The following is a 26,852-nucleotide window of genomic DNA, read 5'->3' as shown; positions in this document are numbered from 1 at the left end:
ATTTTATATAAAAAAGCAGCGTTTTTTAAGCTTTTACGCTGCTTTTTCCTTTTCTGTTTACCCTTTTCCTGCTTGAAATCCAGGGTATTTTGTCATGCCGCCGTCAACATATAATGTCAATCCTGTCACATAGCTTGCTTCTTTTGAGGCGAGCCAAACTGCACTTGCTGCCACTTCTTCAGGTTTTCCAATATAACCAATGGGAATCAGCTCAATGACGCCTTCTTTCAATGCTGGATCATTGAATTTATCAGCATTAATCGGGGTATCAATCGCTCCCGGTGCTATGCTGTTAATCCGAATTTTCTTAGGCGCATACTCTAATGCTAATGTTTCTGTGAGAAGCTTAGCGCCTCCTTTACTTGCTGCATAATGGACAAAATGAGGCCAAGGAATTTGTTGATGAACCGATGACATATTAATAATGGACCCTTCAATGCCATTTTCCGTCATATATTTAAGTGCATCACGGCAGCCTAGGAACATGCCAGTTAAATTGGTTGACATCACTTTGTTCCAATTATCAAGAGTCATTTCTGTTGAAGGGACTTCGTTTTCTATTCCTGCATTATTGATCATGACATCAAGGCTTCCAAACGTATGGATTGCTTGGTCAATCATTGCTTGCATATCCTCTTCTTTTGACACATCACCTTGAATCTTGACGGCCTGTCCTCCATTCTTTTGAATTTCAGCAATCGTTTCATCCGGATTCTCTTGGTCAGAGAAATAATTGATGACGACATTTGCTTTTTCTTGACCAAACCGAAGTGCCATCGCTTGACCTATTCCTGTACCAGCTCCTGTAATCAATACTGTTTTTCCTTCCAAATCTGGATACATTCGTATCACCTCCTATTTTGTAAAACCTAATAGCACGCCGCCTAGAATGATCATCAAGCAGCCTGCAATAACAAAGCTTGTTTTTGATGCTTTCTCTTTTAGAAAATAAATACCGCCTAATGTCGAAATGACGATACCTGTTTGTGACATGGAAAAGCTGACAGCTACCCCGATGAGTGGTATGGCCAAAAGAAGTCCCAAATTCCCTGTCGACCAAACAAAACCTGCAAGGATATTTCTGAATGTGTACTTGCTAAGTGGCTGCTGCTTTAGACTAATAGCCAAGGATGAAAGAAGCATACCAACTGATTGCGGAACAAGTGCGGACCATCCATCAATATCAAACCATCTTAAGATGACCACATACCCAACATAACCAACCGTTGATATGAGTAACATCACAATTCCTTTTTTGAAATTGCCTCCACTATTTCCGTCATTCTTTTTCTGACCTAGAGATGTCAACACAACCCCTGCAATAATCAACAAAATCGCACAAGAACCAATAAGTATCACCGTCATGGTTTGCCATTCTTTAAAGATCAGAACGCCAAATAATGTCGTGCTGACAAGCTGCATGCCCGTTGATAAAGGCACAGCCTTTGAAACCCCGAGATAGACCACACTTGAAAGCTGGTTCATCTGTCCAATACTCCAGAAAATCCCTGAAATCACAGACACCCCAAAAATAAGCGGCGTTAGCTCTGGCATTTTAATAAAAAAAGCACCAATCGAAAATAAAAATGCACCGAGGGTGATGCCAAGCGTTTGCTGATACGCATTTCCACCAAGTTTCACACTGATCAGAACAATACTTCCCCAAAATATAGCTGGGAGAAGCGCATATAAGATGCCCACTTCAATCCCTACTTTCTATTCTTTTTTACATAGCATCCCTCTTTTTCGCATTTTTATAAAAACGCAAAAAGACCTTACCTAAAGTAAAGGTAAGGTTTTATGTGTTCGATCTTATTTCATCCATTCAGTATGGAATACACCTTCTTTATCAGTACGTTCATACGTATGTGCACCGAAGTAGTCACGCTGTGCTTGAATCAAGTTTGCTGGTAGTACAGCTGTACGATAGCTATCAAAGTAAGCAAGCGCACTTGAGAATGAAGGAACAGGCACTCCTTGTTCTACAGCAAGTGAAATGACTTTACGAAGTGATGATTGATAGCTTTCAACGATATTCTTGAAATAAGGATCAAGCAATAGATTTTTCAGCTCAGGGTTACGGTCATACGCTTCTTTGATTTGCTGTAAGAACGCTGCACGAATGATACACCCACCACGGAAGATCATCGCAATTTCGCCGTATTTCAAATCCCAGTTATATTCATCAGACGCTGCTTTCATTTGCGCAAATCCTTGAGCATATGAGCAGATTTTACTCATGAATAACGCTTTTCTCACCGCTTCAATTAAAGTTTGTTTATCTTCAGTTGATTGCGTCGGCTCAGGTCCTTTAATCAATTTACTTGCTTCAACACGCTCGTCCTTCATTGCTGAAATAAAGCGGGCAAATACAGACTCTGTAATAATTGGAAGAGGTACACCTAGATCAAGTGAGCTTTGGCTTGTCCATTTCCCTGTTCCTTTTTGTCCTGCTTTATCTAAGATGACATCAACAAGCGGCTGATTTGTTTCTTCATCCACTTTAGTGAAAATATCTGCTGTAATTTCGATCAAGTAGCTGTCAAGCTCTCCCTTATTCCATTCTGAGAATACTTCATGAAGCTCTTGTGCAGTAAGTCCAGCTACATGCTTCAGGATAAAGTATGATTCAGAGATGAGCTGCATGTCTCCGTACTCGATTCCATTATGGACCATTTTGACATAATGTCCTGCTCCATCTGGACCGATGTAAGTCGTACATGGCTCACCGTCAACCTTAGCAGAAATTGCTTCTAAAATTGGCTTCACAAGCTCATGTGCTTCTTTTTGACCGCCGGGCATGATAGATGGCCCCTTAAGTGCACCTTCTTCACCGCCAGATACACCAGTTCCGATGAAATGAATACCACTTTCTGCAAGCTCTTGATTACGTCTTTGTGTATCTTTGTAATATGTATTTCCACCATCAATTAAAATGTCACCCTTCTCTAGATGAGGAAGTAATGATTGAATGGTTGCATCAGTTGCTGCACCAGCTTTTACCATTAACAGAATTTTACGTGGTGTTTCAAGTGACTGAACAAATTCTTCAATGCTGTATGTTCCAACAACGTTTTTCCCTTTCGATTCCTGAAGAAACTCTTCTGTTTTGTTGCTAGATCTGTTATAAACGGAAACGGAGAAACCGCGGCTTTCAATATTAAGGGCAAGGTTTTTACCCATAACGGCTAATCCAATCACACCGATTTGTTGTTTTGACATAATTCTGACGTCCCTTCTAACACACTTTATTGATTACTGCTGAAATGATGTACCCTTTGAAATTACCACAACATCACCTCTTTTATCAAGTTTTCAGGCTAGTCATTTCCTCTTTCATCCTGAAAAAAGTCTTTATTAAAACTTGTTCCACTCGTTTTGCTCTCATTTTCCTTGATGGTCACCCCTCGCTGAATCAATGATTTTCCATATTTTTCTTTCAATCCATCTAAAATGGATTGAAGCGGCTCTTCTTTCGCATCTTCAGTATAAGAAAATAGATCAAGCTGCTTGACGGCTGCTTTTCTTTCAACGAGATCTGTACCTGTTACGCCAAGTAACCTCACTGGCTGATCATTCCAGTGCTTTAGAAATAGTTGTTTCGCTGCTTCAAAAATGTCTTCCTTACGATCTGTTGGATTCGTGAGCATAACACTTCTTGTGATATTCTTCCAGCTTGCATACCGTATCATAATCAAAAGCCGGTTCGCCATGACTTCTTTTCGTCTGAGCCTCATACTCACAGATTGTGATAACTTCTCTATTAATGCTGTCAGCTCAACGGCATCATCTGAATCGTGAGGAAGTGTTGAAGAGTTTCCAACTGATTTAAATTCATATATTCGCTCTGGATCTACAATTCCGTTATGGTCGCCGTTCGCTTTTTGCTTTAGCCTTGGTCCATTGATGCCTAATAATTCTTTTAATGCGTGCTCATTCGCTTTGGCTAAATCTTCAATCGTATGAATTCCGACCTTCTTCAATTTATCGGCAGTTTTTTGACCAACGCCATGCATTTCACCTGCTGGAAGCGGCCAAAGCATATTCGGCACGTCTCGTTTACGCATAATGGTGATCCCCATCGGCTTTTTCCAGTTAGAGGCCATCTTAGCTAAAAATTTATTCGGCGCAATGCCGATACTTGAAGGAAGCATTAACTCTTCTACAAGCCTTGACTGAATATCATTTGCTGTCTTGACTGCATGCTGTGCATAAGGTGTATGCGTGAGATCAATGTAGCCTTCATCGATGGAAACTGGCTCGACTAAATCACTATATTCTCTTAATATCGCAAACATTTCTTGTGAAGAGCTACGGTACCGGTCAAAATTGGGCGTTCGTACAATCAGTCCAGGACAAAGCCGCTTCGCTTCCCACAATGGCATAGGCGGCTTCACACCTAATGCCCTTGCCTCGTAGCTACAAGTCACGACGATTCCCTTACGCTCTTTTGCATTTCCGCTAATGGCTACAGGTTTTCCTCTCAGTGAAGGGTCATACGCCATTTCTACATTGGCATAAAAAGCATTCATGTCTATATGAAAAATAATATTTGACATTGGCATAACCCCATTCTCGTGTCTACCTATATTTATAATCGGTTCAGCATGAATCAATCATTGCAGATTACCTTTTATGCTCAATTATACATTGATTTGATTTACCTTTCCTCAAAAAAACCTTCTCCTAAGAAAGAGAAGGCTCCACGTTCATTTAAACTTTTTCTTCAAGTATACCATTTTGATATTGAATATCCTCATATGTTAACACTTCATTTTTACTCTGGTAGAGATGTTTAACAACCGGCGTGGGCTGTTGATTAAAATTCATACTCAAACTTTGATTAGAGTAGTGTCCAGCCGGATCAATATAATATTTAAAATCAATCACTTTTTCCACATCAATTTCAGCGTAAGCAATCCCCTCTGTTTCAGCTGGAACCATGTCACTGATCGGTTCTCCATCTGGACCGTAAATGCACGTATGCCCACTCTTAAATGTTTCAAAGTAATCTCTTTGCTCCTGTGTTAAACAAATCATCTCTTTCATTTCCTCAGTATATATAGATGAAGTCATCAGCACAAATGTCTGTGTCGCGATGGCATAATATCGACTTGAAATTTCATCATCAAAATAACCTGGCCAGGATGCAACATGTACCTGCTCATTTTGGGCATTCATCGCCATAAGGTCTAACGGCACTTGATGCTCCCAACACATCAACCCACCAAGATTTCCAATCTCCGTTTGAAAAACCGGCATCATACTTCCGCTTCCATCACCCCAGATTAATCTTTCTGCTACAGAAGCTCTCATTTTTCGATGTTTTCCTATTAAATCCCCATTTGGATTAAACCAAAGTTGAGCTAAATAGAGAGAGCCACCATCTTTTTCACTGCATGATATACAAACGTACGTTTCATTTCTTTTCGCTGCCTCACTTATTTTTTGAATTGCTAAGCTTGGAATTTCCACTGCATTTTTATACAATTCATGATAGAACTTTCTTGTATATTCTGGATGACCAATAAAAGCAAACCAAGGATAACCAGGCAAAAATGCCTCTGGGAATGCCACAAGCTTTGCGCCATTTGAAGATGCCTCGTCAATCATTTCACATGATTTCTCAACTGTTGCCTCCAAATTTAAATAGATGGGTGCTGCTTGTACCGCAGCTGCTCGAAATTTAGGGTAAATACTTGTCATATTTCAAAACCTCCATTTCTTCTATTCCATTTAATTATAAGATAGGAATTATGAAGTTTGGATGACAATTACCATTTTAGTTAAAATAAGGATTTTTGTTCAATGGAAGAAACACGTGGTTCTGTTAGACATTTAACAATGTGTATAGTACACTGTCAGTAATGAAATGGATGTGATAATCATGATTATTGATACATTCAATGAAGTCTTTTTCCTTGTTGAATTCTTTACGATTGTTCTTCCAGCGCTTACGGCCATCGGCATTGCTTTCTTATTAAAAGATTGCCGGATGAACGAGCATCTTGGTGGAGATCGTTTAGAAGAGTTGAGCGCATCTTTATTGAATCGAACAGACTTTCTGTTTATCATCTATGATCGCATTACAACTTGGATTAGTAAAGTCATTCGAATGAAAAGATCATCAAATGATGACGAAGACCATCCGCTTCCTCTCTCTTATTAGATTTAATAATTGAAGGAGGAAACGAATTGAAACGTTTATTTACTGTAGGTTTTACTTTATTTTTGATGATGACAGCTTCTCCCGTATTTGCTACAAGTGCGCAAACAAATACGAATACTGATGGGTTTTTTCATCATTACTTTGTACAACCTTTTTCTGAATTGATCATTTGGCTTGCGAACTTCTTTCATGATGATTATGGTTTATCAATTATGTTTGTGACGCTGATTGTCCGCCTATTAATTTTCCCGCTTTTTGCTAATCAATTTAAAAAACAAAAAGTGATGCAGGAAAAAATGGCTCAGATCAAGCCACAGATTGACCAAATTCAAAGCAAACTAAAGAAAACGAAAGAACCTGAAAAACAAAAAGAACTGCAAATGGAAATGATGAAAGTTTACAAAGAGAACAATGTCAATCCGCTGGCCATGGGCTGTCTGCCAATGCTCATTCAAATTCCGATTGTTCTTGGCTTTTATTCTGCGATTCGCTCTACACCAGAGATTGCTGCACATTCGTTCTTATGGTTTAACTTAGGACAAACCGATCTATTGGTGGCGATCTTTGCAGGTGCGATGTATTTCTTGCAATTTTATGTCACGCAAAGATATGCGAAGCAATCAGGTACACAAACGGAAGCTGCACTTAAGCAAGCACAAATCATGGGTATGATTTTTCCGGTCATGATGCTATTTCTCTCAATTCATGCTCCGGCAGCTCTTCCTTTATACTGGATGACAAGTGGATTTTTACTTACGATCCAAACGGTTATTCTAAATGAGATGTACCAAAAGTCAAAAACGAAAGCTGCGAAAAATGAGCAAATAAAGCCAGCTGCTGATTAATAAACAAGCCCCCTTATCACTTTTAGATAAGGGGGCTTTTCTATTAAGCCATTTCTTCTTTGATGAGTTGTGGCAAATGATCTACATCATCAATTTTCCCGAGAAACTTATTAGGGTCCACTTGTAAAATCATCTTGTTTTCTCTCTCAATTACCCCGAAGAAATACTCGGATGCTTTCGTGTTCATATGAAATGGCTTAATCTCATCCAGCGTGATATTAATGATATCCTTTGCATCTGAGACAAGGCAACCAATCATGTGATCGTTTAGTTCAAATAGCAGAATCTTGGACTTTTCGTTGACTTCAAGAGGTTTGCCGTGAAGCATCGTGCCAGTATCACAGACTGGAATGACTTCTCCTCTTAATGACATGAGTCCTTTGATCTCTTTTGGAAGATTAGATACCTCTTGTAAATAGGGGACCTTCTCTATTGAACGGATATGTTCTGCACTGATGCCAAAATCCTCTTGTCCTACTTGGAAAATAATGATCTTTTGGGTGCTCACAGTGTCTCCTGCCTTTACGATGGATTTGTCGTTTCTTCTATAATGGCGAGAACCATTTCAGTTGTTTTGACTAATTCTCCAATCGGCATTTTCTCATTTTTCGTATGAATCTCTTCATATCCAACAGCAAGGTTCACTGTTGGAACGCCGTTACCTGCGATGACGTTTGCATCACTGCCTCCTCCACTTGTTTGAAGTTCAGCAGGACGGCCAATTTTTGCAGCCGCTTTTTTCGCCACTTCAACGACTTGATCGCCATGAGAGAATTTGAAGCCTGGGTACATGATGTCAATTTGTACATCGGCACTTCCGCCCATTTCTTTAGCGGTTTTTTCAAAGGCTTCTTTCATTTTTGCTACTTGTGCCTCCATTTTTGCAGGTTCTAATGAGCGTGCTTCAGCAAGAATATCTACTTGTTCACAGACGATATTTGTTTGAGTTCCGCCTTCAAAACGGCCGATATTAGCCGTTGTTTCTTCATCAATGCGCCCCAGCGGCATGCTCGCAATCGCTTTTGCTGCAATGGTAATCGCTGACACGCCTTTTTCAGGTGCAACTCCTGCATGAGCTGTTTTTCCATAGATGGTTGCTTTTACTTTCGCTTGTGTTGGTGCCGCAACGATAATGGTCCCGACCTCACCATCTGAATCTAGTGCATAGCCGTATTTAGCCGTCATCAGCTTAGGATCTAACGCTTTTGCTCCGACTAGCCCTGATTCCTCGCCGGCTGTAATGACAAATTCAATGGTACCGTGAGGCAAATTTTTCTCTTTCAGCACCCTAATGGCTTCAAACATAGCAGCAAGTCCTGTTTTGTCATCTGCACCTAGAATTGTTGTTCCATCTGTTTTGACATAGCCGTCTTCAACAATCGGCTTTACACCTTTACCTGGAACAACTGTGTCCATATGAGAAGTGAAATAGATTGTATCCGCCTCTTGATTCCCCTCAAGTGTGCAGATCAAGTTGCCTGCACCGTGACCTGTTGTCTTTTTAGAGTCATCTTCTACCACCTTAAGACCAAGCTGCGTAAATTTCTCTTTTAATACTTCAACAATTTTTTCTTCGTGTTTTGTTTCAGAATCGATTTGAACAAGTTCTAAAAATTCGTCTAGTAAGCGTTTCTCATTGATCATGATCGTGCTCCTCCTCTATAGCGGCATGTTGCCATGCTTTTTTAATGGTCTATCTTCATCTTTACTGCGAAGCAGGTCAAATGAGCGAATCAATCGCTCTCTCGTTTCAGCTGGAGTTAAAATATCATCTATGAGCCCCAACTGAGCCGCTTTCAATACAGTTGGTTCGACGTCTGACTTGTGCGTAACGGATTTAACAATCTCATCTGCAAATAATTTTCCCATCACGTCAATTTCTGCTTCTGGCCATGCATATACGAAGTCAGCCCCTAAGCCCTTACTATTCATTGCGACATAAGCACCGCCAAACGCTTTTCTTAAAATAACAGTGACTTTAGGTACAGTTGCTTCAGCATACGCATAAAGCAGCTTTGCTCCATGCCGGATAATCCCTGCATGCTCCGCCTTTTCCCCAGGTAAAAAACCTGGGACGTCAACAAGCGTTAAAATAGGAATATGAAACGCATCACAAAAACGAATAAACCTTGCCGCTTTATCTGCAGCGTCAAGATCAAGGCTTCCTGCCAGCACCTTGGGCTGATTGGCTACAATTCCAATAGAAGACCCTTGTAATCTTGCAAAACCAGTGACAATATTTTTAGAGAAACAAGGCTGCGTTTCAAAAAATGAGACGTGATCAGTTAAAGCGGTAATCATTTTTTTCACATCATAGGTTCGTGCCGGATCCTTTGGCAAAATAGTACCAGGATCACTTGGGTCATGCTTCGTTTTTTCCACAGCATGACAGGCAGTCTTCTGTTTAGTCGGTATGTACGTTAAAAGTGTGCGAACAGCCTTTAACACGTCCTTCTCATCTTTCCCAGTATAGTGCACATTGCCGCTTGTCTGGTGCTGAATAAATGCACCGCCTAGCCGCTCAGGACAGACCGTTTCTCCAGTTGCCTTTTCTATCACTTTAGGACCAGTTAAAAACATGTGGGCCGTTTGTTCGGTCATCAATACAAAGTCTGTCAGTGCAGGCGAATACACAGCACCACCTGCACATGAGCCTAGAATAACTGATATTTGCGGAATCTGACCAGAGTACAACACATTTCGTTTAAAAATTTGACCGTACCCTTCTAATGATACCACACCCTCCTGAATTCTCGCACCACCTGAGTCTTTCAGACCGATGATCGGCATCTGATTTTTAGCGGCAAAATCCATTAAGGATGTGATTTTTTTAGCATGCATCTCTCCTAATGAACCGCCATATACTGTCGCATCTTGTGCATAGACACATACAGGTCTGTCATGAATCAAACCCGTTCCAACGATGACTCCGTCTCCTAGGTGCTCAGAGTGATGACCTTTTGCAAATGGTTGAATTTCCATAAAGCTTCCTGGATCGAGTAGCATATCGAGCCGTTCGTTGACGGAAAGCTTTCCTTTGTCCTCTTGAGCCTTTAAACGCTTTTCTCCGCCTCCCATTGCCGCTTGCTTACGCCATTCATATAACTCATTGATCGATTCATTCATGTCATATTCCCTCTCCTTTCAAAGGCTCACACAGTTCAAATAACACACCAGAAGCTTCCTTCGGAGAAATAAACGCAATACGCTTCCCGTCAGCACCCTTTTTCGCCTCTTTTTGAAGCAATTGTACACCAAGCTGATCAAAATTTTTGAGATGATATTTGAGATCATCCGACTTTAAGGCGATATGATGAAGACCTTCTCCTCTTTTTGTTAAGAAAGTATGTAATTTGCTGTCATCTGACATCGGTTCAATCAATTCAATGTGAATGTCACCAAGTGATGCAAACGAAGCCCTGATAAGCTGATCGGGGATTTCTTGAACGCCTGAAAATCGCCAGTTGAAAAGCTCCCGAAGCGTTTGACTCGTATCTTTAATAGAAAAAACAGCAATGGCAATATGATCAATTTGGTTCATCTGTTCACATGTTCACTTCCTTTTTTGATTACTTGTCGAGTATGAAAAAACCAGATAAAATAAAAAAAGGTGCGCTGGTCGCAAAAACTTGAGTGATAGGGGTGCGATATGTCACAGAAATTCATGAAATTTATGGTGTTACTTATGATTAGCTTGCTGCTTATTTCCTCACTATTAGCAGGAGCTGCTACTTTTTTATAAGTTTTAAAGTAGACAAACAGGTCACTCGTTCTGTTAACGAATCGCCTGTTTGTCTTTGGCAAGCTTTACAAACGAATCGCTTGTTTTCGTAATCCATACTCTTGTTCCAATCGGGATTTGATCAAATAACTGTTCCACATCACGATTATGCAGTCTCACGCAGCCTGCAGTGATAAATTTTCCAATTGATGTTTCGTCATTTGTTCCATGAATTCCATAAGTTCTTCCATCTGTGCCTCTTGCATCAAATCCAATCCACCTTCTGCCTAGAGGATTGTTCTTTGCGCCGCCTTCGATATTCTTTCTTCTGTAATAAGGGTCTTTCGCTTTGATCATAATGGTAAACTCTCCTTCTGGCGTCAAATCAGCCGTTTTCCCTGTAGAAACAGGGTACACTGCTTGCACCTTTCCATCATCAATATAAGCAAGTTCATTCGTCTGTTTATTAATAATCACAAAGGGGTCTCCCGGAAGCGGGTTCTGTCCGAGCGGCCATATGGGCGAGAGAGACATAGAAAGCATTGTATAAAATAAAAGACGCATAAGCTCCTCCTTTTTTCATTAGATTGACCAATGAAGGGGGAACTCATGCGTCTCTATTCTTTTATCCCTTTAAAATAGCTTTTCAACACTAAATACTGTTCCATTTCTCCGAGGAAATGAAAAAGTGCTGCTCTTGCTTCAAATTCTTCTCTTGTTTTTGGAAGCGGAAGTGCTTCAAACTCTTTTTTCATATCAATCAACCTTCTTAAAAACTTATGCGCCGTATTCCCAGGATGAATGTGCTTACGTAAATCTCTGATGTATTCTGCAATGATTTGTCCATGCTCTGTAGTAATAGATATAGACGTAATTTTAGGAAGGACACGCTCAATGATTTCAAATTGCTTTTGTCTCATGTTGAAGTAATGATAATACAGATTTTCATGCCGCAGTACATGATTTTCGACATCTCGGTAAGCAAGGGCTTTCGCTTCTTTGATCAATTGATGTGTCTCTGATATTTCTTTTCCTGTCCAATCTTGTTTCCCTGTCATTAAGTATTGTTCGATTTCTTCAAAGATTTTGGCAAAATTGGCTTCGATCTGTTCACTGTATTGTTTTAACTTTTTATCAACGCTCGGCATATACAGGTTCATAATAAGGGCAACACCGACACCAATTGTAATTAAAAGAAGCTCATTCCAGATTAAACTAAGGGTAATCCCGCCAGACATGTATAAATGAAGGATGATGACAGAGCTTGTCACAATACCTTCTTTCATTCTCAATAAGACGGTTGTAGGAATGAAGAGAAGCAACATCAAACCAATGACGAATGGATGATAACCGATGAGCTCGAAAAATAAGTAAGAGAATAAAATGGCAAGGCTACACGCTGCAAAACGAGCTCCCGATGCGTGCAATGACCGTTTTTTCGTTACTTGAATACAAAGAATCGTAATAATGCCAGCAGATGAATAATTTTGCAGACCAAGCAATTGAGCAATATAGATGGCTAGAGTTGTTCCTAAAGCTGTTTTCAGCGTTCGATAGCCGATTTTAAACATGATGCGTTTCACTCTTTTCTGTCTTTATTCTATTCACTTTTGTGAAATGATGAACTTTTTTACTTTTCCCATTATAATCAAAAAAAGAAGAAGATGTTAAGTCTCCTTCTTTTTCTTTATAATATTTTTTGTAAGAACTCTTGAGCTCGCTGTGAAGATGGCGTTTCAAAGAATTGAACAGGATTTGCATCTTCCACAATTTTCCCATCATCCATAAAGATTACACGGTCAGCCACTTCTTTGGCAAAGCCCATTTCATGTGTCACGATCACGAGCGTCATACCCGATTGAGCTAGCTCTTTCATGACGTCTAATACTTCCTTGACCATTTCAGGGTCAAGTGCGGAGGTTGGTTCGTCAAAAAGCATGATGTCTGGTTTCATGGCAAGAGCACGTGCAATGGCTACACGCTGCTTTTGTCCGCCCGATAAGCGGTTCGGATAATCATTTTTCTTCTCTAAAAGCCCGACTTTCTTCAAAAGGGACTCGGCCTGTTTGATACTTTCTTCCTTAGACTGATTTTTCACATTTATAGGTGCATACGTAATATTTTCCAATACCGTTTTGTGTGGAAATAGGTGAAAGTGCTGAAATACCATTCCGATGTTCTCACGCACTTTTAATGCATTTGTCTTAGGGTTAGTGATTTCAGTATCTTTAATCGTAATGACGCCGGAAGTCGGTTTCTCAAGTAAGTTCATGCAGCGAAGGAACGTAGATTTTCCTGAACCAGACGGTCCGATGACTGCCACAACTTGTCCCTCTTCAATGGTTGTGTCGATTCCTTTCAATACTTCATTTTTCCCAAATGATTTTGTGAGCTTTTCTATTTTAATCATTTATTGTTAACTTCCTTTCCACCGCTTTGCCGACAAAGGTGAGAATCAGCACGATAACATAATAAATGAGACCGGCAAAAATAAGCGGTTCGAGATAACTATACGTAATCGCCCCTGCTTGATAGGCACGCCTCATGACATCACCTAGTCCAATGACGGTCACAATAGCGGATTCTTTTGTCAGTGTAATCATTTCGTTCACAAGGGCTGGTGAAATATTCTTAAATGCCTGTGGAAGCAGTAAGTCCTTCATCATTTTAGCATAAGGAACACCTAGAGCGATCGCAGCTTCTTTCTGACCTTTATCAATCGCATTAATGCCTGCACGAATAATCTCTGATACATACGCTGCTGAGTTTAATGAAAATGCCGCTACTGCTGCCCAGTACTGATCAATTTGAAAACCAATCAATTGAGGTAATCCAAAATAAATAATTAATAGCTGAAGAACAAGTGGTGTGCCTCGAAAAATCGATGTATAAAAATCTGCAATCCAAATGAGTGGTGTAAACACACTAATTTTACATAGGGTTAATAAAACACCAAGAATAAATCCGAGAAAAAGAGAAACAACAACAATTGAGAGTGTTACCTTTAACCCTTCTAAAATAAATGGCATTTGAGGAATAACTTCTGTGAAATTCATTTTCAAATCTCCTTTTTGCCTTCATAAAAAGGCAATGATTAAAATAAAAGGAAAAAAGCTCAACACATGTTGAACTTTTCAGCGTGATTGTGCATGAGCTTAAATAAGATGACGCTGACCTTTTATGATGGTTTATTTGTCTTCTTTCACAAACCATTTTTCAATTAATTGATCAAGCTCGCCATTTTTTTTCATTTCTTTTAATGATTGATTAAATTTCGCTGTTAAATCGCTATTCTTTTTAAATGCAATCGCTGAGCCTTCGTTTGAACTATTTAATTGAAATGCTTGGAAATCTTTTTCTTTTTTCAAATAGCCAGCAGCCACTTTATCTTCGATGATCGCTGCATCAAAGCGACCTGCTTTAATTTCTTGCACTAAATCAGAAATTTTATTACGATCTTCTACTTTCAAGTGATATTTATCTTTCATTGCATTGGCATCATCAAGCTGAATAGAGCCTAACTGAGCACCTACTGTTTTGTTTTGAAGGTCTTTTTCAGATTGAATACCGCTATCTTTCTTAGTTACGAGCATGTTTGTTGCATTGTAGTAAATGTCTGAAAAATCGACTTGTTTTTTACGTTTTTCTGTCGGTGTCATCCCCGCAAGAACAATGTCTGCTTTGTTCGTTTTTAGGGCTGATACAAGGCTCGCAAAGTCCATGTCTTGAATTTCTAGCTTATAGCCATTTTTTTTCGCAAGTGCTTTTGCAAGGTCTACATCAAAACCGACAATTTTATCGCCATCTTTAGATTCAAATGGCGGATAGTCTGCTGATGTCGCCATCACGAGTGTTTTGTCATCTCCTGATGCGTTTGAATTATTAGAAGAAGTTCCGCAAGCTGCGAGTGCAGTTGCAAGACCAACTGTCATAAGTAATAATAACCACTTTTTCATATAAAATGCCTCCCAGTATTTAAACTCATGTGTAGGTTTGAATATTTATTCACTATAATGTATTTTAAACACTTTCTTTTTGAGATGCAATAGTATTTTGCTAAAATCATTTTGATTCTAATGTCATATAAAACAAAAAAACAGTCCGATCTAAAGACCAGACTGTTTCACATCTATTTAGTACAATTGTAGGGGTTCTTTAAAATTCTTCACAATGCTCATCGAAAGCCGCCTGAAGTTTCGAGACCACTTCCATAGGCTCGTGCCCTTCAATTTCATGACGTTCTATCATTTTAATGATCTTCCCATCCTTTAAAAGTGCAAAAGAGGGAGAGGATGGCGGATAGCCCTCGAAGTATTCACGTGCTCTCGCAGTCGCTTCTTTATCCTGACCAGCAAACACTGTCAGTAATTGATCTGGGCGCTTATCGTAATGAACAGAATAGCTAGCTGCTGGTCTTGCTATTCCCCCTGCACATCCGCACACTGAATTCACCATCACAAGTGCCGTTCCTTTTTTAGTAAGCGCTTCATCCACTTCTTCAGGTGTTGTAAGTTCTGTGTAACCTGCTTGCCTGATCTCTTCTCTTGCTTGTCTGACAATATCATTCATAAATAAGTTAAAATCAATATTCAAATCCTTTCACTCCTTCTACGTATCCTTCACCATTTTACTTCATCATATCAAGGAAAGCTGGAACGGGCAAATGTGTTGTCTTTTTCAGCACCATCGTTTATGAGATGCCAAATTGGGGAAAAGTGATGAATAAAAAGCTGGAAGGGAGAACTGCGCCATGGCACAATTTAATCAAGCAATGCTCATTTATAATGGAAATGCTGGACAAAAAAACATTGAAAAAATACTAGCTCAAACAGTGCCTCTCCTCTCTCTACATATCGATGAACTCATTCTTAAACCTACTAGACAGCCTGAGGATGCCTATCATTTTTGCCGCACGATTGATGAGACGATTGAGTTGTTGATCATATTAGGCGGTGATGGAACCGTTCATGAGTGTATTAATGGAATTGGCGGTTTAACGAAAAGGCCTGCCGTTGCCATTTTGCCGGGAGGGACGTGCAATGATTTCTCTAGAACACTTGGAATCACGCAACAAATACAAAAAGCGGCTCAAATGATCGTGGATGGAACTGAAAAAAAGGTTGACTTGATCAAAGCCGAGGATCGATACCTTTTAAACTTCTGGGGAATCGGGCTCATTGCAGAAACCTCAAATAATATTAATGACAAAGAAAAAGCCGTGCTCGGTAAAATCAGTTATTTCACAAGCGCCATTCGGACACTTCAGCAAACCGAGCCTTTTCACGTTCGGATTGAAACTGAAAAGGAAAACTGGGAAGAAGAAGCCGTCATCGTTCTCGTCATGAATGGGCAATACATCGGAACAAATAAAATCGATTTACCGAATGCAGCGATTGATGATGGAAAAGCCGAAATTTTGATTTGCAGAAACACAAGTTTCTCTGCTTTAAAAGAAATTTTTTCAATGAATCGAGAAGAACTAGAGGATTTCACAGGTGACTTATCCCTCATACAGGCGTCTCACATCAATATTCTCACAAAAACGGAGATGGATGCAGATACAGATGGTGAAGTCTACATGAAAGCACCCTCACATCTTGAAGTTCTTAAACAGCACCTGACCTTTATTGTTCCAGCAGAATAAAAAAACGCCCGGAGTCATTTGGATTCGGGCGTTTTTCTGATACAGCGTCTGTATAAATATTCAAGTGTATATCCAAACAGCGTGCCAAGCAGCAACGAGACGCCTAGAAAGCTATTCGCAGCCCCTTTAAATCCGCCGACAATGAACAAGCAGTACGCCATTTGAATAAACGAAACGATGGATAATAAGAGGAATAATTTCTCAGGATGATTGCGTGATTTCGAAATATATCGTAGAAATGCGAATGCAATCGCCGTTATAAACATGAGTCCGATTGTCAGAAACGCAAAAAAGTCTAATCCCGACATACTTTGCCGCTCCTTTCTCTTTGATGGAAAATCCCCCTCTCATCGTATGGAGGGGGAAAAGTCGTTTAATAAACTGATGTTTGTTCGTCAATTCCTTCAAGAATTTGTTTCACTCTCTGAAGGAAGCGGCCGCATACAAGACCATCGAGTACCCTGTGATCCAGTGATAAACAAAGATTGACCATATCTCTTGCTGCAATCATCCCATTTACAATCATTGGTCGCTTCACGATGGACTCAACCTGCAAGATCGCCGCTTGAGGATAATTAATAATACCCATCGACTGAATAGAACCAAATGATCCAGTGTTGTTCACCGTGAACGTGCCGCCTTCCATATCACTCTGCTTTAGCTTACCTTGGCGAACTTTGACTGCCAGCTCATGGATTTCTTTGGCAATGCCTTTAATTGTCTTTTCATCAGCATCCTTAATAACTGGTACAAAAAGAGCATCCTCTGTCGCAACTGCAATGGATATATTGATAGCTTTCTTTTGGACAATTTTATCTCCTGCCCACATGCTATTTATTTCTGGGAATTCCTTCAATGCCTGTGCCACAGCTTTTACAAAGAACGCAAAGAATGTCAAATTAAACCCTTCTTTTGCTTTAAACTGGTCCTTCAGTTGATTTCTTCGCGACACAAGGTTTGTCACGTCAACCTCCATCATGGTCCATGCATGCGGAATTTCATGTTTGCTTCTTAGCATATTTGCTGCAATCGCCTGTCTGATCGGTGTCACTGGTAGCTCGACGTCACCAGACATTGTCGCGATAGAAGATGCAGTTTGTTCTTGAGTTGACTGCACAGGCTCCGTTTGAACGTCTGTATGATTTGTCATGGAAGCTGCCTTCTCTTCAGTGCCTCCATTTTCTATCACTTGCAATAAATCTTTTCTTGTAATTCGTCCGCCTGCTCCTGTCCCTTGAACAGTTGACAAATCAATTCCATGCTCTTCTGCTAAACGTAGTACTGCTGGGGAATAACGCTTCTTTTGACTTTGATCTGTCTCTATTTGATCAACAGCCGCCGATTCTTTTTGTTCAGGTACTCTTTCTTCTTTTGCGCTCTGTTGTGGGCTCCCGCTGCCTTCTACTTCAATTTCACAAAACACTTCTCCTACTTGAAGTGTATCGCCTTCTTCAGCCGATAGCTTTGCAATCGTCCCCGTAAAGGATGACGGAACCTCTGCGTTTACTTTATCCGTCATCACTTCTGCAATCGGATCGTATTTATTCACATGATCGCCAGGTGCAACGAGCCATTTGCTAATGGTTCCTTCTGTTACACTTTCACCTAGCTGAGGCATTTTCATTTGTTCAATAGCCACTTGAAATCCTCCTCTTTCTTAAAATGCAGCTAGCGCTCTCATTTCAGCTTCTACTTTATCTGGGTTAACCATGAAAAATTTCTCCATTGTCGGCGCATAAGGCATTGCAGGAATATCAGGGCCTGCTAGTCGTTTAATTGGCGCATCTAAATCAAATAAGCAATGTTCCGAAATAATGGCCGCAACTTCACTCATAATGCTTCCTTCTTTTGTATCTTCCGTTAATAGAAGAACTTTCCCTGTTTTCGATGCCGCTTCGATAATCGCTTCTTGATCAAGCGGGTAAACTGTTCGTAAATCTAGGATATGAGCAGAAATGCCGTCCTTCGCAAGACGATCTGCTGCTTGCATGGCAAAGTGTACACATAAGCCATACGTCATCACAGTGATATCGTCCCCTTCACGTTTCACATCTGCTTTCCCAATTGGGAGAGTATAATCCTCTTCCGGCACTTCGCCTTTAATGAGTCTGTATGCACGTTTGTGTTCAAAGAACAATACAGGATCCGGATCACGCACTGCGGCCTTCAGCAGCCCTTTTACATCATAAGGTGTAGAAGGCATGACAATCTTTAAACCAGGCTGATTTGCAAAAATGGCTTCAACCGATTGAGAATGATACAGCGCACCATGAACACCGCCACCATAAGGTGCACGGATGACCATTGGACAACTCCAATCATTATTTGAGCGGTATCTAATCTTTGCAGCCTCTGAAATAATTTGGTTGACAGCAGGCATAATAAAATCCGCAAATTGCATTTCTGCAATCGGGCGCATTCCATACATGGCTGCCCCGATGCCAACACCAGCAATGGCTGATTCTGCAAGTGGTGTATCTATCACGCGCGCTTCTCCAAATTGTTCATAAAGACCAGATGTCGCTTTAAACACGCCGCCTTTTTTCCCAACATCCTCTCCGAGCACAAACACTTTCGGATCACGTTCCATTTCTTCTTTCATCGCCAGTGTAATGGCGTCTATATATGATATAACAGGCACTTTTTCTTCCCCCTTACTCCGCATACACATAACGAAGCGCACTTTCTGCATCTGCATAAGCTGCGTTTTCCGCTTCATCAGTAGCTTCGTTTACAATTTGCATGATTTCTTTAGACATCTCTTCTTTCATATCAGAGGTCATGATGTTTCCTTCAATTAAGTAGGTTTCATATTGAAGGAGCGGGTCTTTCTTTCTTGCTTCGAGCACTTCTTCTTTTTCTCGATAGCTTGAATCATCGTCATCACTTGAATGCGCAGTTAAGCGGTAGGAAATTGCCTCGATCAATGTTGGACCTTCACCTCTTATCGCACGGTCTCTTGCCTCTTTGACTGCTGCATATACTTCAAGCGGATCATTCCCATCCACTGTTACGCCCGGCATACCGTAACCAATCGCTCGATCAGAAATGCGTTCACATGCCACTTGTTTGTCATATGGAACGGAAATCGCATATTTATTATTTTCGCACATGAAAATGACGGGCAATTTATGCACAGCAGCAAAGTTTGCTCCTTCATGGAAATCACCTTGGTTTGAAGAGCCCTCTCCAAATGTGACAAAGCTGACAAAGTTCTTTTGCTCTAGTCTCCCAGCGAGTGCAATACCAACTGCATGCGGCACTTGTGTCGTCACAGGAGACGATCCTGTCACAATGCGGTTTGATTTTTGCCCAAAATGACCTGGCATTTGTCTTCCACCTGAGTTCGGATCATCCTTTTTCGCAAAACCTGACATCATCAAATCTTTGGCCGTCATTCCAAACGCAAGTACAAGTCCCATGTCACGGTAGTAAGGTAATAAGTAGTCCTGTTCTCTATCTAATGCAAAGGCAGCTCCGACTTGCTGCGCTTCCTGTCCTTGGCAAGAAATCACGAACGGAATTTTTCCTGAACGATTTAACAGCCACATCCGTTCATCGATTTTTCTCGCAAGAAGCATCGTCTTATATATGTCAATTGCTTGTTCATCTGATAATCCTAATTCTTGATGACGCATGTTACTCATCATGTTTCCCTCCTTGATTAAAAATGGATCGCCTTACCGTCAACAGCAAGTGCTGCTTCTGCAATCGCCTCTGACAAGGTTGGGTGCGGGTGAATCGTTTGCCCCACTTCCCACGGCGTTGCATCAAGCACTTTGGCTAATCCAGCTTCAGATATCATATCTGTTACATGAGGACCAATCATATGAATCCCTAAAATGTCATCTGTTTTTTTGTCTGCAATGATTTTGACAAATCCATCTGACTCGCCAAATACAAGCGCTTTTCCAATAGCCATGAAAGGAAACTTGCCAATCTTGACTTCATAGCCTTGCTCTTTTGCTGCCTGTTCAGTCAGTCCAACACTTGCTGTTTCAGGATGAGAGTATACACATTTTGACACAAGTGTTTCATCAAGCGGTTTCGGCTTTTTTCCAGCCATATGTTCCACGGCAATTAAGCCCTCATGCGATGCCACATGCGCAAGCTGAAGTCCACCGATCACATCTCCTATCGCATAAATATGAGATTCTTTCGTTTGATAATGTTCATTCACCACAATGCCATGTTTCTCTGTTTGGATCTCAGTGTTTTCAAGACCAATTCCTTCAATATTTGGAACACGCCCAACAGAAAGTAACAGTTTTTCCGCTTCAAAGGACTGGATGTCTCCACCTTTTTCAGCTTGAATTTTGACAAGGTGTTCATGCTTTTCTACTGTATCCGGAAGGACTTTCGCATTTGTGATAAATGTAATGCCTTTTTTTGATAAGAGCTTTTCCATTTCTTTAGAAATGTCCCTGTCCTCTGTTGGTAAAATGCGATCAGCAAACTCGATCACAGTCACTTTCACACCAAAATCATTCATCATTGATGCCCATTCAATACCAATAACACCGCCGCCTACAATCAACATAGACTGAGGAAGTTCATTTAGTTCAAGTGCTTCATCTGATGATAAAATGTGCGTACCATCTACCTCAAGACCCGGCAGTACACGCGGTCTTGATCCAGTAGCAATGATGACCTGCTTTGGGATAAGCATCTCGTTTTCGTCTCCATTCGCCATTTCGACTGAAATGGTTCCCGGCATGGGTGAAAAAATAGAAGGACCGAGGATACGGCCAATCCCCTCGTATACATCAATTTTCCCTTGCTTCATCAAATGTTTGACGCCGTCAGCTAATTTGTCAACAATATCTGATTTTCTTTTTTGTACGCCTTTGAACTGTAAGGTTGCTTCATTTGTCTCAACGCCAAAATCTGCTGCACGCTTTACTGTTTGGTACACTTCTGCGCTTCTAAGTAACGCTTTAGATGGAATACAGCCTTTATGAAGACATGTTCCTCCAAGCTTTGCTTTTTCTACAACTGCTGTTTTCAATCCAAGTTGCGAGGCGCGAATGGCAGCAACATAGCCGCCTGTGCCTCCACCAAGAATGACGAGGTCATATTCAGTTGCCATGACTTGTCACTCCTTTCTTCTCCCTTTGATCATTTGGATATTCTTTCGGTGCTTCTTCTTCTTTTAAAATACGTAGTGCACCTTCTGCTAAGGATTGCAATTCGTTTTCACCTGGATATACCACGACATCTGAAATCCAGTCGATATAGCCTCTAATACTTGAGGTGATTTTTTTGCTGTACGCAAGACCGCCCGTTAAGACAATGACATCAACTACTCCTTTTAAGACAGCACTTGCGGCCCCAATTTCTTTTGCGATTTGATAGCACATCGCTTCATAGATGAGTGCAGCACGCTCATCACCTGCTGCAATCATTTTCTCTACTTTTACAGCATCTGTCGTGCCAAGATAGCCTGCAAGACCGCCTTCACCAATAATGCGCTTAAGCATCTCCTCTTGTGTGTATTCTCCAGAGAAGCAAAGATTGACGAGATCTCCTGTTGGGATTGTACCTGCCCGTTCTGGACTAAAAGGACCTTCACCATGCAGTCCATTATTGACATCGATGACCTTCCCTTTTTCATGAACACCGATTGTAATGCCGCCGCCCATATGCGTAATGATCATGTTTAAATCCTCATAACGTTTCCCAAATGAAGCAGCTGTTCTTCTTGCGACAGCTTTTTGATTCAGTGCATGGAAAATACTTTTACGTTCAATGGTTGGCAAACCAGATATTCGAGCAATCGGCTTTAGTTCATCCACCACAACTGGATCAACAATAAACGCAGGTATATTGAGACCAAGTGCAATTTCTCTTGCAATGATTCCGCCCAAATTGGAAGCATGCTGACCTGCATAACCTTCTTTTAAGTCCTGAACCATCTGCTCATTCACTTCATACGTCCCGCCTTCAATCGGACGAAGAAGACCGCCGCGGGCACAAACTGCATCAAATTTAGAGATGTTCATTCCCTGCTCATGAAGTGTTTCCAAAATCTTTTCCTTACGAAATGAGAATTGATCAATGATATGAGGAAATTTCTTCAATTCCTCATCTGTATGTCTAAGTGTTGTTTCAAAGATCGATCGCTCGTTATGAAACACACCAATTTTTGTTGAAGTAGAGCCTGGATTAATAGTGAGAATACGCCATTCTTTTGTCAGCAAAAACAAAACCTCCGTTTCAACTCATTCATCAAATTAGCGACGGCTTAAAATATGTTGACCATTTTGCAGAAATTGACTTCTTGATTTACGCATTCTTTCAATTCGCTCTTCAGCTAAACGGTCTGCTGCTTTATATGTTGGGATAGCATCACGGTTTGAGATTTCAATGACACGCTCAATATTTTGATAGATGCCTTCGACCTTTTTCATGGCACGATCAGCATTATATCCATACAGCTCATCTGCAACGTTAATCACACCACCTGCATTGATGACATAATCAGGTGCATACACAATGCCCATTTCATGAATCAAATCACCGTGATGGGTTTCTTTCAATTGATTATTCGCAGCACCAGCGATGACTTTTGCCTTTAATTTCGGAATCGTCATATCATTGATTGTTGCGCCAAGTGCACACGGTGCGTAAATATCACAATCTTGATCATAAATATCGTCAGGGTCTACAGCCTTTGCGTCAAAGTCCTCGACGGCACGCTGAACAGAGTCTTTGTTGAGATCTGTTACAATCAGCTGTGCACCTTCTTCATGAAGATGTTTGCAAAGATTGTAGGCGACATTCCCAACACCTTGTACGGCGATCGTTTTTCCTTCTAGTGAATCTGTGCCGAATGCGGCTTTTGCAGCGGCTTTCATGCCTTTATACACACCGTAGGCTGTCACAGGAGATGGATTCCCAGATGAGCCGAATGCAGGAGAAATACCTGTTACGAAGTCGGTTTCCTCATGAATGAGATCCATATCTTCTACAGTTGTTCCTACATCTTCTGCTGTGATGTAGCGGCCATTAAGTCCTTGAATGTACCGCCCAAACGCTCGAAACATTTCTTCATTTTTGTCCTTTCTCGGATCGCCAATGATGACCGTTTTCCCACCGCCTAGATTTAACCCTGCTGCTGCATTTTTATACGTCATCCCTTTTGCAAGACGAAGAGCATCTTCAATCGCTGCTTCTTCATTTTCATATGTCCACATTCTCGTTCCACCAAGTGCTGGACCAAGTGTCGTATCATGTATGGCAATAATGGCCTTTAAGCCAGACTGTTCATCTTGACAAAATACAAGCTGTTCATAATCATATCTTTCCATATATTTAAAAAGCTCCATTGTTCATATCCTCCTATTGTTCCACTTCATTTGATGTACAGATGGCAAGTGCAATTGAATAAAGCTTACTTTCGGCTGAGTCGGACCGGCTTGTTAAAGCAATCGGTGCCTTTGCCCCTGCTACCACTGCTCCCACTTTTGCGTGCGCAAAGTAAATAAGTGATTTATATAAGATGTTGCCTGCTTCAATTGTTGGAACAAGCAAAATATCTGCATCTCCGGCTACATCACTCGTAATATTTTTATGAGAAGCAGCCGATTGAGAAATGGCATTATCTAAAGCGAGAGGCCCATCAATCAGACAGCCGGAAATTTGACCTCGTCGATTCATTTGTGCAAGACTTGCTGCCGTCAAGGTTGAATCCATTGCAGGGTTTACAACCTCTATCGCAGATAATACAGCCACCTTTGGCCTGTCGTTACCGACGGCATGCGCTACTTGAACTGAATTGATCGTAATTTCTTTGAGCATTTTTAAGTCCGGTGCGATATTCATCGCAGAATCCGTTACATAAATAAAGCGGTCGAATCCCGGTACTTCAAATGCCGCAACATGTGATAAAACACTGGTTGTACGGAGACCGTATTCTTTATTTAACACGGCTTTTAAAAGTACTGCAGTTGGCACATGGCCCTTCATCAATATATCTGCATGGTTCTCACTGACTGCCTGCACGGCGATTTTCGCAGATTCTTCGGGTGAATCAGAATGTATAATATCTATCCAGCCTTCATTGATCTCATGCTGTTTTACTAGCTCTTTTAGGTTGCGTTTGTTGCCAACCAGCAAGAAGCGAGCAACCTTTCGTTCAATGGCCATTTTAATGGCAAGAAGCACCTCTTCGTCTTCTGCATGAGCTACAGCCGCTGTTTTATTCTGAAGCTTAGAGGCTTTAATAATCAGATCGTCAAGCTTCATACATGCCCACCTTTCCTTATGACGGTTCACCTTTTCTTATGCAAGTTGTGTGCCAGCTTAAAACTATAGGTAAAATACCTTTTAGCTATCGCACAGTGCAATTCTTTGCAGGTAACGTGCATTTTATTGCATGCTATCTTTTGCAAGTTCATATTTATCCATTTTATAGTAAAGGTTCCGAATGCTAATCCCTAATGTTTTAGCTGTTTTCGTCCGATTGAATTGATGCTTTTCAAGGGTTTTTTTGATGAGCTGAGCTTCAAATGCTTCTACAGCGTCTGACAATGTTTCGCCCTCATACTGATCTATAACAAAACCATTTTTCTCTTTTTCTTCATTTTCTTCCGTCTCCATGAAAGCAATATGCCCTTCATCTATCCACTCTTCTTGTGGATTTAAAAAGATCATAGCTCGTCCTAGAACATTCTCGAGCTCTCTTACATTCCCAGGCCAACTGTACGTACGCAGCCTATGAAGTGCTTTCTCTGTTAAACCGCGGACATTCCGTCCATAATCTAAATTAATTTTTTGAATCAATCGTTTACTTAATGACTCAATATCTTCGAGACGTTGCCTAAGCGGGGGAATCGATATCGGATATCGGTTCATTCGATAATATAAGTCCTCACGGAATTTTCCTTCCGCCATTGCTTTTTCAATATTGACATTTGTCGCCGTAATTACACGGACATCTACTGGAATTGCCTTTGTTCCGCCCACTCTGACGATTTCCTTCTCTTGCATGACGCGAAGTAATTTCGCCTGTGTACTTGGGGTCATTTCACCAATCTCATCAAGAAAGATACTGCCTTGATTCGCTTCTTCAAACAGACCTTTTTTCCCGCCGCGTCTTGCACCAGAAAACGCCCCCTCTTCATATCCGAAAAGCTCTGATTCTAAGAGAGTCTCTGACAATGCCGCACAGTTCACCCGGACAAATCGGTTATATTTCCGATCACTTTCATTATGGATGGCGTGCGCAAACAGTTCTTTCCCGGTACCTGATTCCCCTCGGAGTAAAATCGTTGCAGGTGTTTTCGCACCAAGCTTTGCCTGTTCTAGCGCAACAAGCATTTGTTCACTTTCTCCAATGATGTCTTCAAAGGTGTACTTCGCTTCAAGTGTGCGAATGAGTTGTCTCGCTTTATTTAATTCATTGGTGAGTGATTGAATTTCAGACACGTCGTGAATCACCCCTACACTGCCCTTAAGAATGCCATCAACAATGACAGGTGCTACGTTCACGATCACATCTTTTTTATTCGGACCCACCTTCATTCTCACGCCTCGAACCGGTCTTCTTGTTTCAAGTACCTTCAAATGCATACTTTCCCCTTCAGAAATGTCTGCACCCGCAGGCTTACCAACAACCTCTTTATCCGTTAAACCGGTCATTTTCGTATAAGCACGGTTAATTAGAATACCCTTGCCCTCTTCATCGACGACCGATATGGCTTCATCTGATGATTGAATGATAGCTTCTAGCATCGTACGAACTTCCTTTAGGTTCGTCACTTCCTCAGCAAGCTCTACCGCATCTGTAATATCTTTAAAAATAGACAAGGCCCCTAACATTTTCCCAGCATCATCAATGATCGGAAGACGCGTTGTCACAATTTGTATATGTTGATTCAAAAATTGTTTTTGGTTAAATTCCGGCTCTCTTGATCTTAAAATATCAGGAAGTTTCGTGTTCGGAATCACTTCTCTAATGTGTCGGCCTATTGCGTCTTTTTGAGAACACCCCACCATCTTAGCAGCTGAGCGATTAAACAGAACAACTTGTTCGTCCATATTAATAAAAATCATGCCATCATTGGTCGCATTAAAAATGCGGTCATGTTTATAGGTTTGTTCCTTTAGCATTTGGATAAGCTGTTGTTTTTCTTCCATTAACTCAGAAATCACGTATGCCATGGAACTAGGTACAATGACGGCATCCTCAGGCTTTTCTTCAATCAGCTCTTTTAAGACAGTTGAGCTTCCTGTTGTTTCAATGATGATATCAATATCATCTTTTATGTATTCTTTCCAATTTGTTGTCGTCCTAATTCCATTCTTTTTCGCCTCTACCATCCCCGGTGCCCCAAGATCAAGATCGGCGATTGCAATGATTTGAATCATATTTGTTTTCAACAATGTTTCCAGCAAAGCTGATCCACCTTGTCCTGCACCGACAATCAAGACTCTCTGCATCCCATTACCCCTTTTTATGAAAAATTTTGC

Annotated in this window: 28 protein-coding genes; 4 read left to right on the top strand and 24 right to left on the bottom strand. The window is 40.9% G+C overall.

What is annotated here, in order from left to right:
* Nucleotides 1-57: 57 nt before the first annotated feature.
* The 5 genes from ABVJ71_RS01715 to ABVJ71_RS01695 all read right to left on the bottom strand — a co-directional run bounded on the left by ABVJ71_RS01715 (nucleotide 58) and on the right by ABVJ71_RS01695 (nucleotide 5,706).
* A complete protein-coding gene (locus tag ABVJ71_RS01715; RefSeq protein WP_353855319.1) occupies nucleotides 58-843 on the bottom strand; it encodes an SDR family oxidoreductase in 786 nt (261 codons plus the stop codon).
* Nucleotides 844-855: 12 nt separating this feature from the next.
* Complete coding sequence (locus ABVJ71_RS01710) at nucleotides 856-1,701, bottom strand: GRP family sugar transporter (protein ID WP_353855318.1); 846 nt, start codon at nucleotides 1,699-1,701, stop codon at nucleotides 856-858.
* Between the two features lie 111 nt (nucleotides 1,702-1,812).
* A complete protein-coding gene (gene gndA, locus ABVJ71_RS01705) occupies nucleotides 1,813-3,222 on the bottom strand; it encodes an NADP-dependent phosphogluconate dehydrogenase (protein ID WP_353855317.1) in 1,410 nt (469 codons plus the stop codon).
* Nucleotides 3,223-3,320: 98 nt separating this feature from the next.
* Complete coding sequence (locus tag ABVJ71_RS01700) at nucleotides 3,321-4,565, bottom strand: DNA polymerase IV (RefSeq protein ID WP_353855316.1); 1,245 nt, start codon at nucleotides 4,563-4,565, stop codon at nucleotides 3,321-3,323.
* 148 nt (nucleotides 4,566-4,713) lie between these two features.
* Complete coding sequence (locus ABVJ71_RS01695; protein ID WP_353855315.1) at nucleotides 4,714-5,706, bottom strand: carbon-nitrogen hydrolase family protein; 993 nt, start codon at nucleotides 5,704-5,706, stop codon at nucleotides 4,714-4,716.
* A gap of 181 nt (nucleotides 5,707-5,887) precedes the next feature.
* Between ABVJ71_RS01695 and ABVJ71_RS01690 the strand changes: the two genes are divergently transcribed.
* On the top strand, nucleotides 5,888-6,169 hold the full coding sequence (locus ABVJ71_RS01690) for a hypothetical protein (protein WP_353855314.1): 282 nt from the start codon (nucleotides 5,888-5,890) through the stop codon (nucleotides 6,167-6,169).
* A 65-nt stretch (nucleotides 6,170-6,234) separates the two neighbouring features.
* Nucleotides 6,235-7,014, top strand: coding sequence for a membrane protein insertase YidC (locus ABVJ71_RS01685; RefSeq protein WP_353856514.1), 780 nt, complete (start codon nucleotides 6,235-6,237; stop codon nucleotides 7,012-7,014).
* Between the two features lie 43 nt (nucleotides 7,015-7,057).
* Here the strand turns inward: ABVJ71_RS01685 and ABVJ71_RS01680 are convergent, their stop codons facing one another.
* Genes ABVJ71_RS01680 through mce form a run of 4 tightly spaced genes read right to left on the bottom strand, consistent with a single transcriptional unit; the run spans nucleotide 7,058 to nucleotide 10,555 of the window.
* Complete coding sequence (locus ABVJ71_RS01680; RefSeq protein ID WP_353855313.1) at nucleotides 7,058-7,522, bottom strand: chemotaxis protein CheW; 465 nt, start codon at nucleotides 7,520-7,522, stop codon at nucleotides 7,058-7,060.
* 14 nt (nucleotides 7,523-7,536) lie between these two features.
* Nucleotides 7,537-8,658, bottom strand: a complete 1,122-nt coding sequence (locus ABVJ71_RS01675; RefSeq protein ID WP_353855312.1) for a M20/M25/M40 family metallo-hydrolase — start codon at nucleotides 8,656-8,658, stop codon at nucleotides 7,537-7,539.
* A 15-nt stretch (nucleotides 8,659-8,673) separates the two neighbouring features.
* Nucleotides 8,674-10,140, bottom strand: a complete 1,467-nt coding sequence (locus ABVJ71_RS01670; RefSeq protein WP_353855311.1) for an acyl-CoA carboxylase subunit beta — start codon at nucleotides 10,138-10,140, stop codon at nucleotides 8,674-8,676.
* 1 nt (nucleotide 10,141) lies between these two features.
* The gene (gene mce, locus ABVJ71_RS01665; RefSeq protein WP_353855310.1) at nucleotides 10,142-10,555 is read right to left on the bottom strand and encodes a methylmalonyl-CoA epimerase; all 414 of its coding nucleotides are present in this window, start codon (nucleotides 10,553-10,555) and stop codon (nucleotides 10,142-10,144) included.
* A gap of 108 nt (nucleotides 10,556-10,663) precedes the next feature.
* Here mce and prli42 point away from each other — a divergent pair, with 108 nt between their 5' ends.
* Complete coding sequence (gene prli42, locus ABVJ71_RS01660; RefSeq protein ID WP_149865350.1) at nucleotides 10,664-10,756, top strand: stressosome-associated protein Prli42; 93 nt, start codon at nucleotides 10,664-10,666, stop codon at nucleotides 10,754-10,756.
* A gap of 33 nt (nucleotides 10,757-10,789) precedes the next feature.
* On the opposite strand, the gene ABVJ71_RS01655 is transcribed toward prli42, so the two are convergent.
* The 6 genes from ABVJ71_RS01655 to ABVJ71_RS01630 all read right to left on the bottom strand — a co-directional run bounded on the left by ABVJ71_RS01655 (nucleotide 10,790) and on the right by ABVJ71_RS01630 (nucleotide 15,328).
* Nucleotides 10,790-11,299 carry a L,D-transpeptidase gene (locus tag ABVJ71_RS01655; RefSeq protein WP_353855309.1) on the bottom strand — a complete coding sequence of 170 codons (510 nt, stop codon included), beginning with the start codon at nucleotides 11,297-11,299 and terminating at the stop codon, nucleotides 10,790-10,792.
* 53 nt (nucleotides 11,300-11,352) lie between these two features.
* On the bottom strand, nucleotides 11,353-12,306 hold the full coding sequence (locus tag ABVJ71_RS01650; RefSeq protein ID WP_353855308.1) for an aromatic acid exporter family protein: 954 nt from the start codon (nucleotides 12,304-12,306) through the stop codon (nucleotides 11,353-11,355).
* Between the two features lie 116 nt (nucleotides 12,307-12,422).
* The gene (locus ABVJ71_RS01645) at nucleotides 12,423-13,145 is read right to left on the bottom strand and encodes an amino acid ABC transporter ATP-binding protein (protein WP_353855307.1); all 723 of its coding nucleotides are present in this window, start codon (nucleotides 13,143-13,145) and stop codon (nucleotides 12,423-12,425) included.
* Entirely contained in the window at nucleotides 13,138-13,797 is a 660-nt protein-coding gene (locus ABVJ71_RS01640; RefSeq protein ID WP_353855306.1) for an amino acid ABC transporter permease, read from the bottom strand. Before ABVJ71_RS01640 ends, ABVJ71_RS01645 begins: the two co-directional genes overlap by 8 nt.
* 126 nt (nucleotides 13,798-13,923) lie before the next feature.
* Nucleotides 13,924-14,691: a transporter substrate-binding domain-containing protein gene (locus ABVJ71_RS01635; protein WP_353855305.1), complete on the bottom strand. Its 768-nt coding sequence runs from the start codon at nucleotides 14,689-14,691 to the stop codon at nucleotides 13,924-13,926.
* Nucleotides 14,692-14,890: 199 nt separating this feature from the next.
* Entirely contained in the window at nucleotides 14,891-15,328 is a 438-nt protein-coding gene (locus ABVJ71_RS01630; protein ID WP_353855304.1) for a BrxA/BrxB family bacilliredoxin, read from the bottom strand.
* Nucleotides 15,329-15,485: 157 nt separating this feature from the next.
* On the opposite strand from ABVJ71_RS01630, the gene ABVJ71_RS01625 reads away from it, so the two are divergent.
* Entirely contained in the window at nucleotides 15,486-16,379 is an 894-nt protein-coding gene (locus tag ABVJ71_RS01625; protein ID WP_353855303.1) for a YegS/Rv2252/BmrU family lipid kinase, read from the top strand.
* Between the two features lie 14 nt (nucleotides 16,380-16,393).
* Here ABVJ71_RS01625 and ABVJ71_RS01620 read toward each other — a convergent pair whose 3' ends face one another.
* The 9 genes from ABVJ71_RS01620 to ABVJ71_RS01580 all read right to left on the bottom strand — a co-directional run bounded on the left by ABVJ71_RS01620 (nucleotide 16,394) and on the right by ABVJ71_RS01580 (nucleotide 26,822).
* Nucleotides 16,394-16,687 carry a YesK family protein gene (locus ABVJ71_RS01620; protein ID WP_353855302.1) on the bottom strand — a complete coding sequence of 98 codons (294 nt, stop codon included), beginning with the start codon at nucleotides 16,685-16,687 and terminating at the stop codon, nucleotides 16,394-16,396.
* A gap of 65 nt (nucleotides 16,688-16,752) precedes the next feature.
* Entirely contained in the window at nucleotides 16,753-18,018 is a 1,266-nt protein-coding gene (locus tag ABVJ71_RS01615; RefSeq protein ID WP_353855301.1) for a dihydrolipoamide acetyltransferase family protein, read from the bottom strand.
* A gap of 18 nt (nucleotides 18,019-18,036) precedes the next feature.
* Nucleotides 18,037-19,020, bottom strand: coding sequence for an alpha-ketoacid dehydrogenase subunit beta (locus tag ABVJ71_RS01610; RefSeq protein ID WP_353855300.1), 984 nt, complete (start codon nucleotides 19,018-19,020; stop codon nucleotides 18,037-18,039).
* Nucleotides 19,021-19,033: 13 nt separating this feature from the next.
* A complete protein-coding gene (locus tag ABVJ71_RS01605; protein ID WP_353856513.1) occupies nucleotides 19,034-20,026 on the bottom strand; it encodes a thiamine pyrophosphate-dependent dehydrogenase E1 component subunit alpha in 993 nt (330 codons plus the stop codon).
* Between the two features lie 17 nt (nucleotides 20,027-20,043).
* Nucleotides 20,044-21,468 (bottom strand): dihydrolipoyl dehydrogenase, encoded by a 1,425-nt coding sequence (gene lpdA, locus ABVJ71_RS01600; RefSeq protein WP_353855299.1) that lies wholly within the window; start codon nucleotides 21,466-21,468, stop codon nucleotides 20,044-20,046.
* Nucleotides 21,458-22,585: a butyrate kinase gene (buk, locus tag ABVJ71_RS01595; protein WP_353855298.1), complete on the bottom strand. Its 1,128-nt coding sequence runs from the start codon at nucleotides 22,583-22,585 to the stop codon at nucleotides 21,458-21,460. The genes lpdA and buk overlap by 11 nt, the downstream gene beginning before the upstream one ends.
* Nucleotides 22,586-22,612: 27 nt before the next feature.
* Nucleotides 22,613-23,707: a branched-chain amino acid dehydrogenase gene (gene bcd, locus ABVJ71_RS01590; protein ID WP_353855297.1), complete on the bottom strand. Its 1,095-nt coding sequence runs from the start codon at nucleotides 23,705-23,707 to the stop codon at nucleotides 22,613-22,615.
* 13 nt (nucleotides 23,708-23,720) lie between these two features.
* Nucleotides 23,721-24,626, bottom strand: coding sequence for a phosphate butyryltransferase (gene yqiS / locus ABVJ71_RS01585; protein ID WP_353855296.1), 906 nt, complete (start codon nucleotides 24,624-24,626; stop codon nucleotides 23,721-23,723).
* A gap of 123 nt (nucleotides 24,627-24,749) precedes the next feature.
* A complete protein-coding gene (locus tag ABVJ71_RS01580) occupies nucleotides 24,750-26,822 on the bottom strand; it encodes a sigma-54-dependent Fis family transcriptional regulator (RefSeq protein ID WP_353855295.1) in 2,073 nt (690 codons plus the stop codon).
* Between the last annotated feature and the right edge of the window lie 30 nt (nucleotides 26,823-26,852).

The organism is Bacillus sp. Bos-x628 (genome assembly GCF_040500475.1).
GTDB lineage: Bacteria > Bacillota > Bacilli > Bacillales > Bacillaceae > Bacillus > Bacillus maqinnsis.
The sequence above is the reverse complement of the archived record's forward strand: the minus strand, read 5'-3'. Positions and strand labels throughout refer to the sequence as shown.

Excerpts from the sequence above, each read along its gene's own strand:
- ABVJ71_RS01695 (WP_353855315.1), bottom strand. The coding sequence starts at position 5,706 with ATGACAAGTATTTACCCTAAATTTCGAGCAGCTGCGGTACAAGCAGCA.
- mce (WP_353855310.1), bottom strand. The coding sequence starts at position 10,555 with ATGAACCAAATTGATCATATTGCCATTGCTGTTTTTTCTATTAAAGAT.
- prli42 (WP_149865350.1), top strand. The coding sequence starts at position 10,664 with ATGTCACAGAAATTCATGAAATTTATGGTGTTACTTATGATTAGCTTG.
- ABVJ71_RS01620 (WP_353855302.1), bottom strand. The coding sequence starts at position 16,687 with ATGTCGGGATTAGACTTTTTTGCGTTTCTGACAATCGGACTCATGTTT.
- ABVJ71_RS01635 (WP_353855305.1), bottom strand. The coding sequence starts at position 14,691 with ATGAAAAAGTGGTTATTATTACTTATGACAGTTGGTCTTGCAACTGCA.
- ABVJ71_RS01670 (WP_353855311.1), bottom strand. The coding sequence starts at position 10,140 with ATGAATGAATCGATCAATGAGTTATATGAATGGCGTAAGCAAGCGGCA.
- ABVJ71_RS01650 (WP_353855308.1), bottom strand. The coding sequence starts at position 12,306 with ATGTTTAAAATCGGCTATCGAACGCTGAAAACAGCTTTAGGAACAACT.
- ABVJ71_RS01580 (WP_353855295.1), bottom strand. The coding sequence starts at position 26,822 with ATGCAGAGAGTCTTGATTGTCGGTGCAGGACAAGGTGGATCAGCTTTG.
- ABVJ71_RS01700 (WP_353855316.1), bottom strand. The coding sequence starts at position 4,565 with ATGCCAATGTCAAATATTATTTTTCATATAGACATGAATGCTTTTTAT.
- ABVJ71_RS01605 (WP_353856513.1), bottom strand. The coding sequence starts at position 20,026 with ATGAGTAACATGCGTCATCAAGAATTAGGATTATCAGATGAACAAGCA.
- ABVJ71_RS01715 (WP_353855319.1), bottom strand. The coding sequence starts at position 843 with ATGTATCCAGATTTGGAAGGAAAAACAGTATTGATTACAGGAGCTGGT.
- ABVJ71_RS01625 (WP_353855303.1), top strand. The coding sequence starts at position 15,486 with ATGGCACAATTTAATCAAGCAATGCTCATTTATAATGGAAATGCTGGA.
- gndA (WP_353855317.1), bottom strand. The coding sequence starts at position 3,222 with ATGTCAAAACAACAAATCGGTGTGATTGGATTAGCCGTTATGGGTAAA.
- ABVJ71_RS01645 (WP_353855307.1), bottom strand. The coding sequence starts at position 13,145 with ATGATTAAAATAGAAAAGCTCACAAAATCATTTGGGAAAAATGAAGTA.
- lpdA (WP_353855299.1), bottom strand. The coding sequence starts at position 21,468 with ATGGCAACTGAATATGACCTCGTCATTCTTGGTGGAGGCACAGGCGGC.
- bcd (WP_353855297.1), bottom strand. The coding sequence starts at position 23,707 with ATGGAGCTTTTTAAATATATGGAAAGATATGATTATGAACAGCTTGTA.
- ABVJ71_RS01685 (WP_353856514.1), top strand. The coding sequence starts at position 6,235 with ATGATGACAGCTTCTCCCGTATTTGCTACAAGTGCGCAAACAAATACG.
- ABVJ71_RS01655 (WP_353855309.1), bottom strand. The coding sequence starts at position 11,299 with ATGCGTCTTTTATTTTATACAATGCTTTCTATGTCTCTCTCGCCCATA.
- ABVJ71_RS01675 (WP_353855312.1), bottom strand. The coding sequence starts at position 8,658 with ATGATCAATGAGAAACGCTTACTAGACGAATTTTTAGAACTTGTTCAA.
- ABVJ71_RS01690 (WP_353855314.1), top strand. The coding sequence starts at position 5,888 with ATGATTATTGATACATTCAATGAAGTCTTTTTCCTTGTTGAATTCTTT.
- yqiS (WP_353855296.1), bottom strand. The coding sequence starts at position 24,626 with ATGAAGCTTGACGATCTGATTATTAAAGCCTCTAAGCTTCAGAATAAA.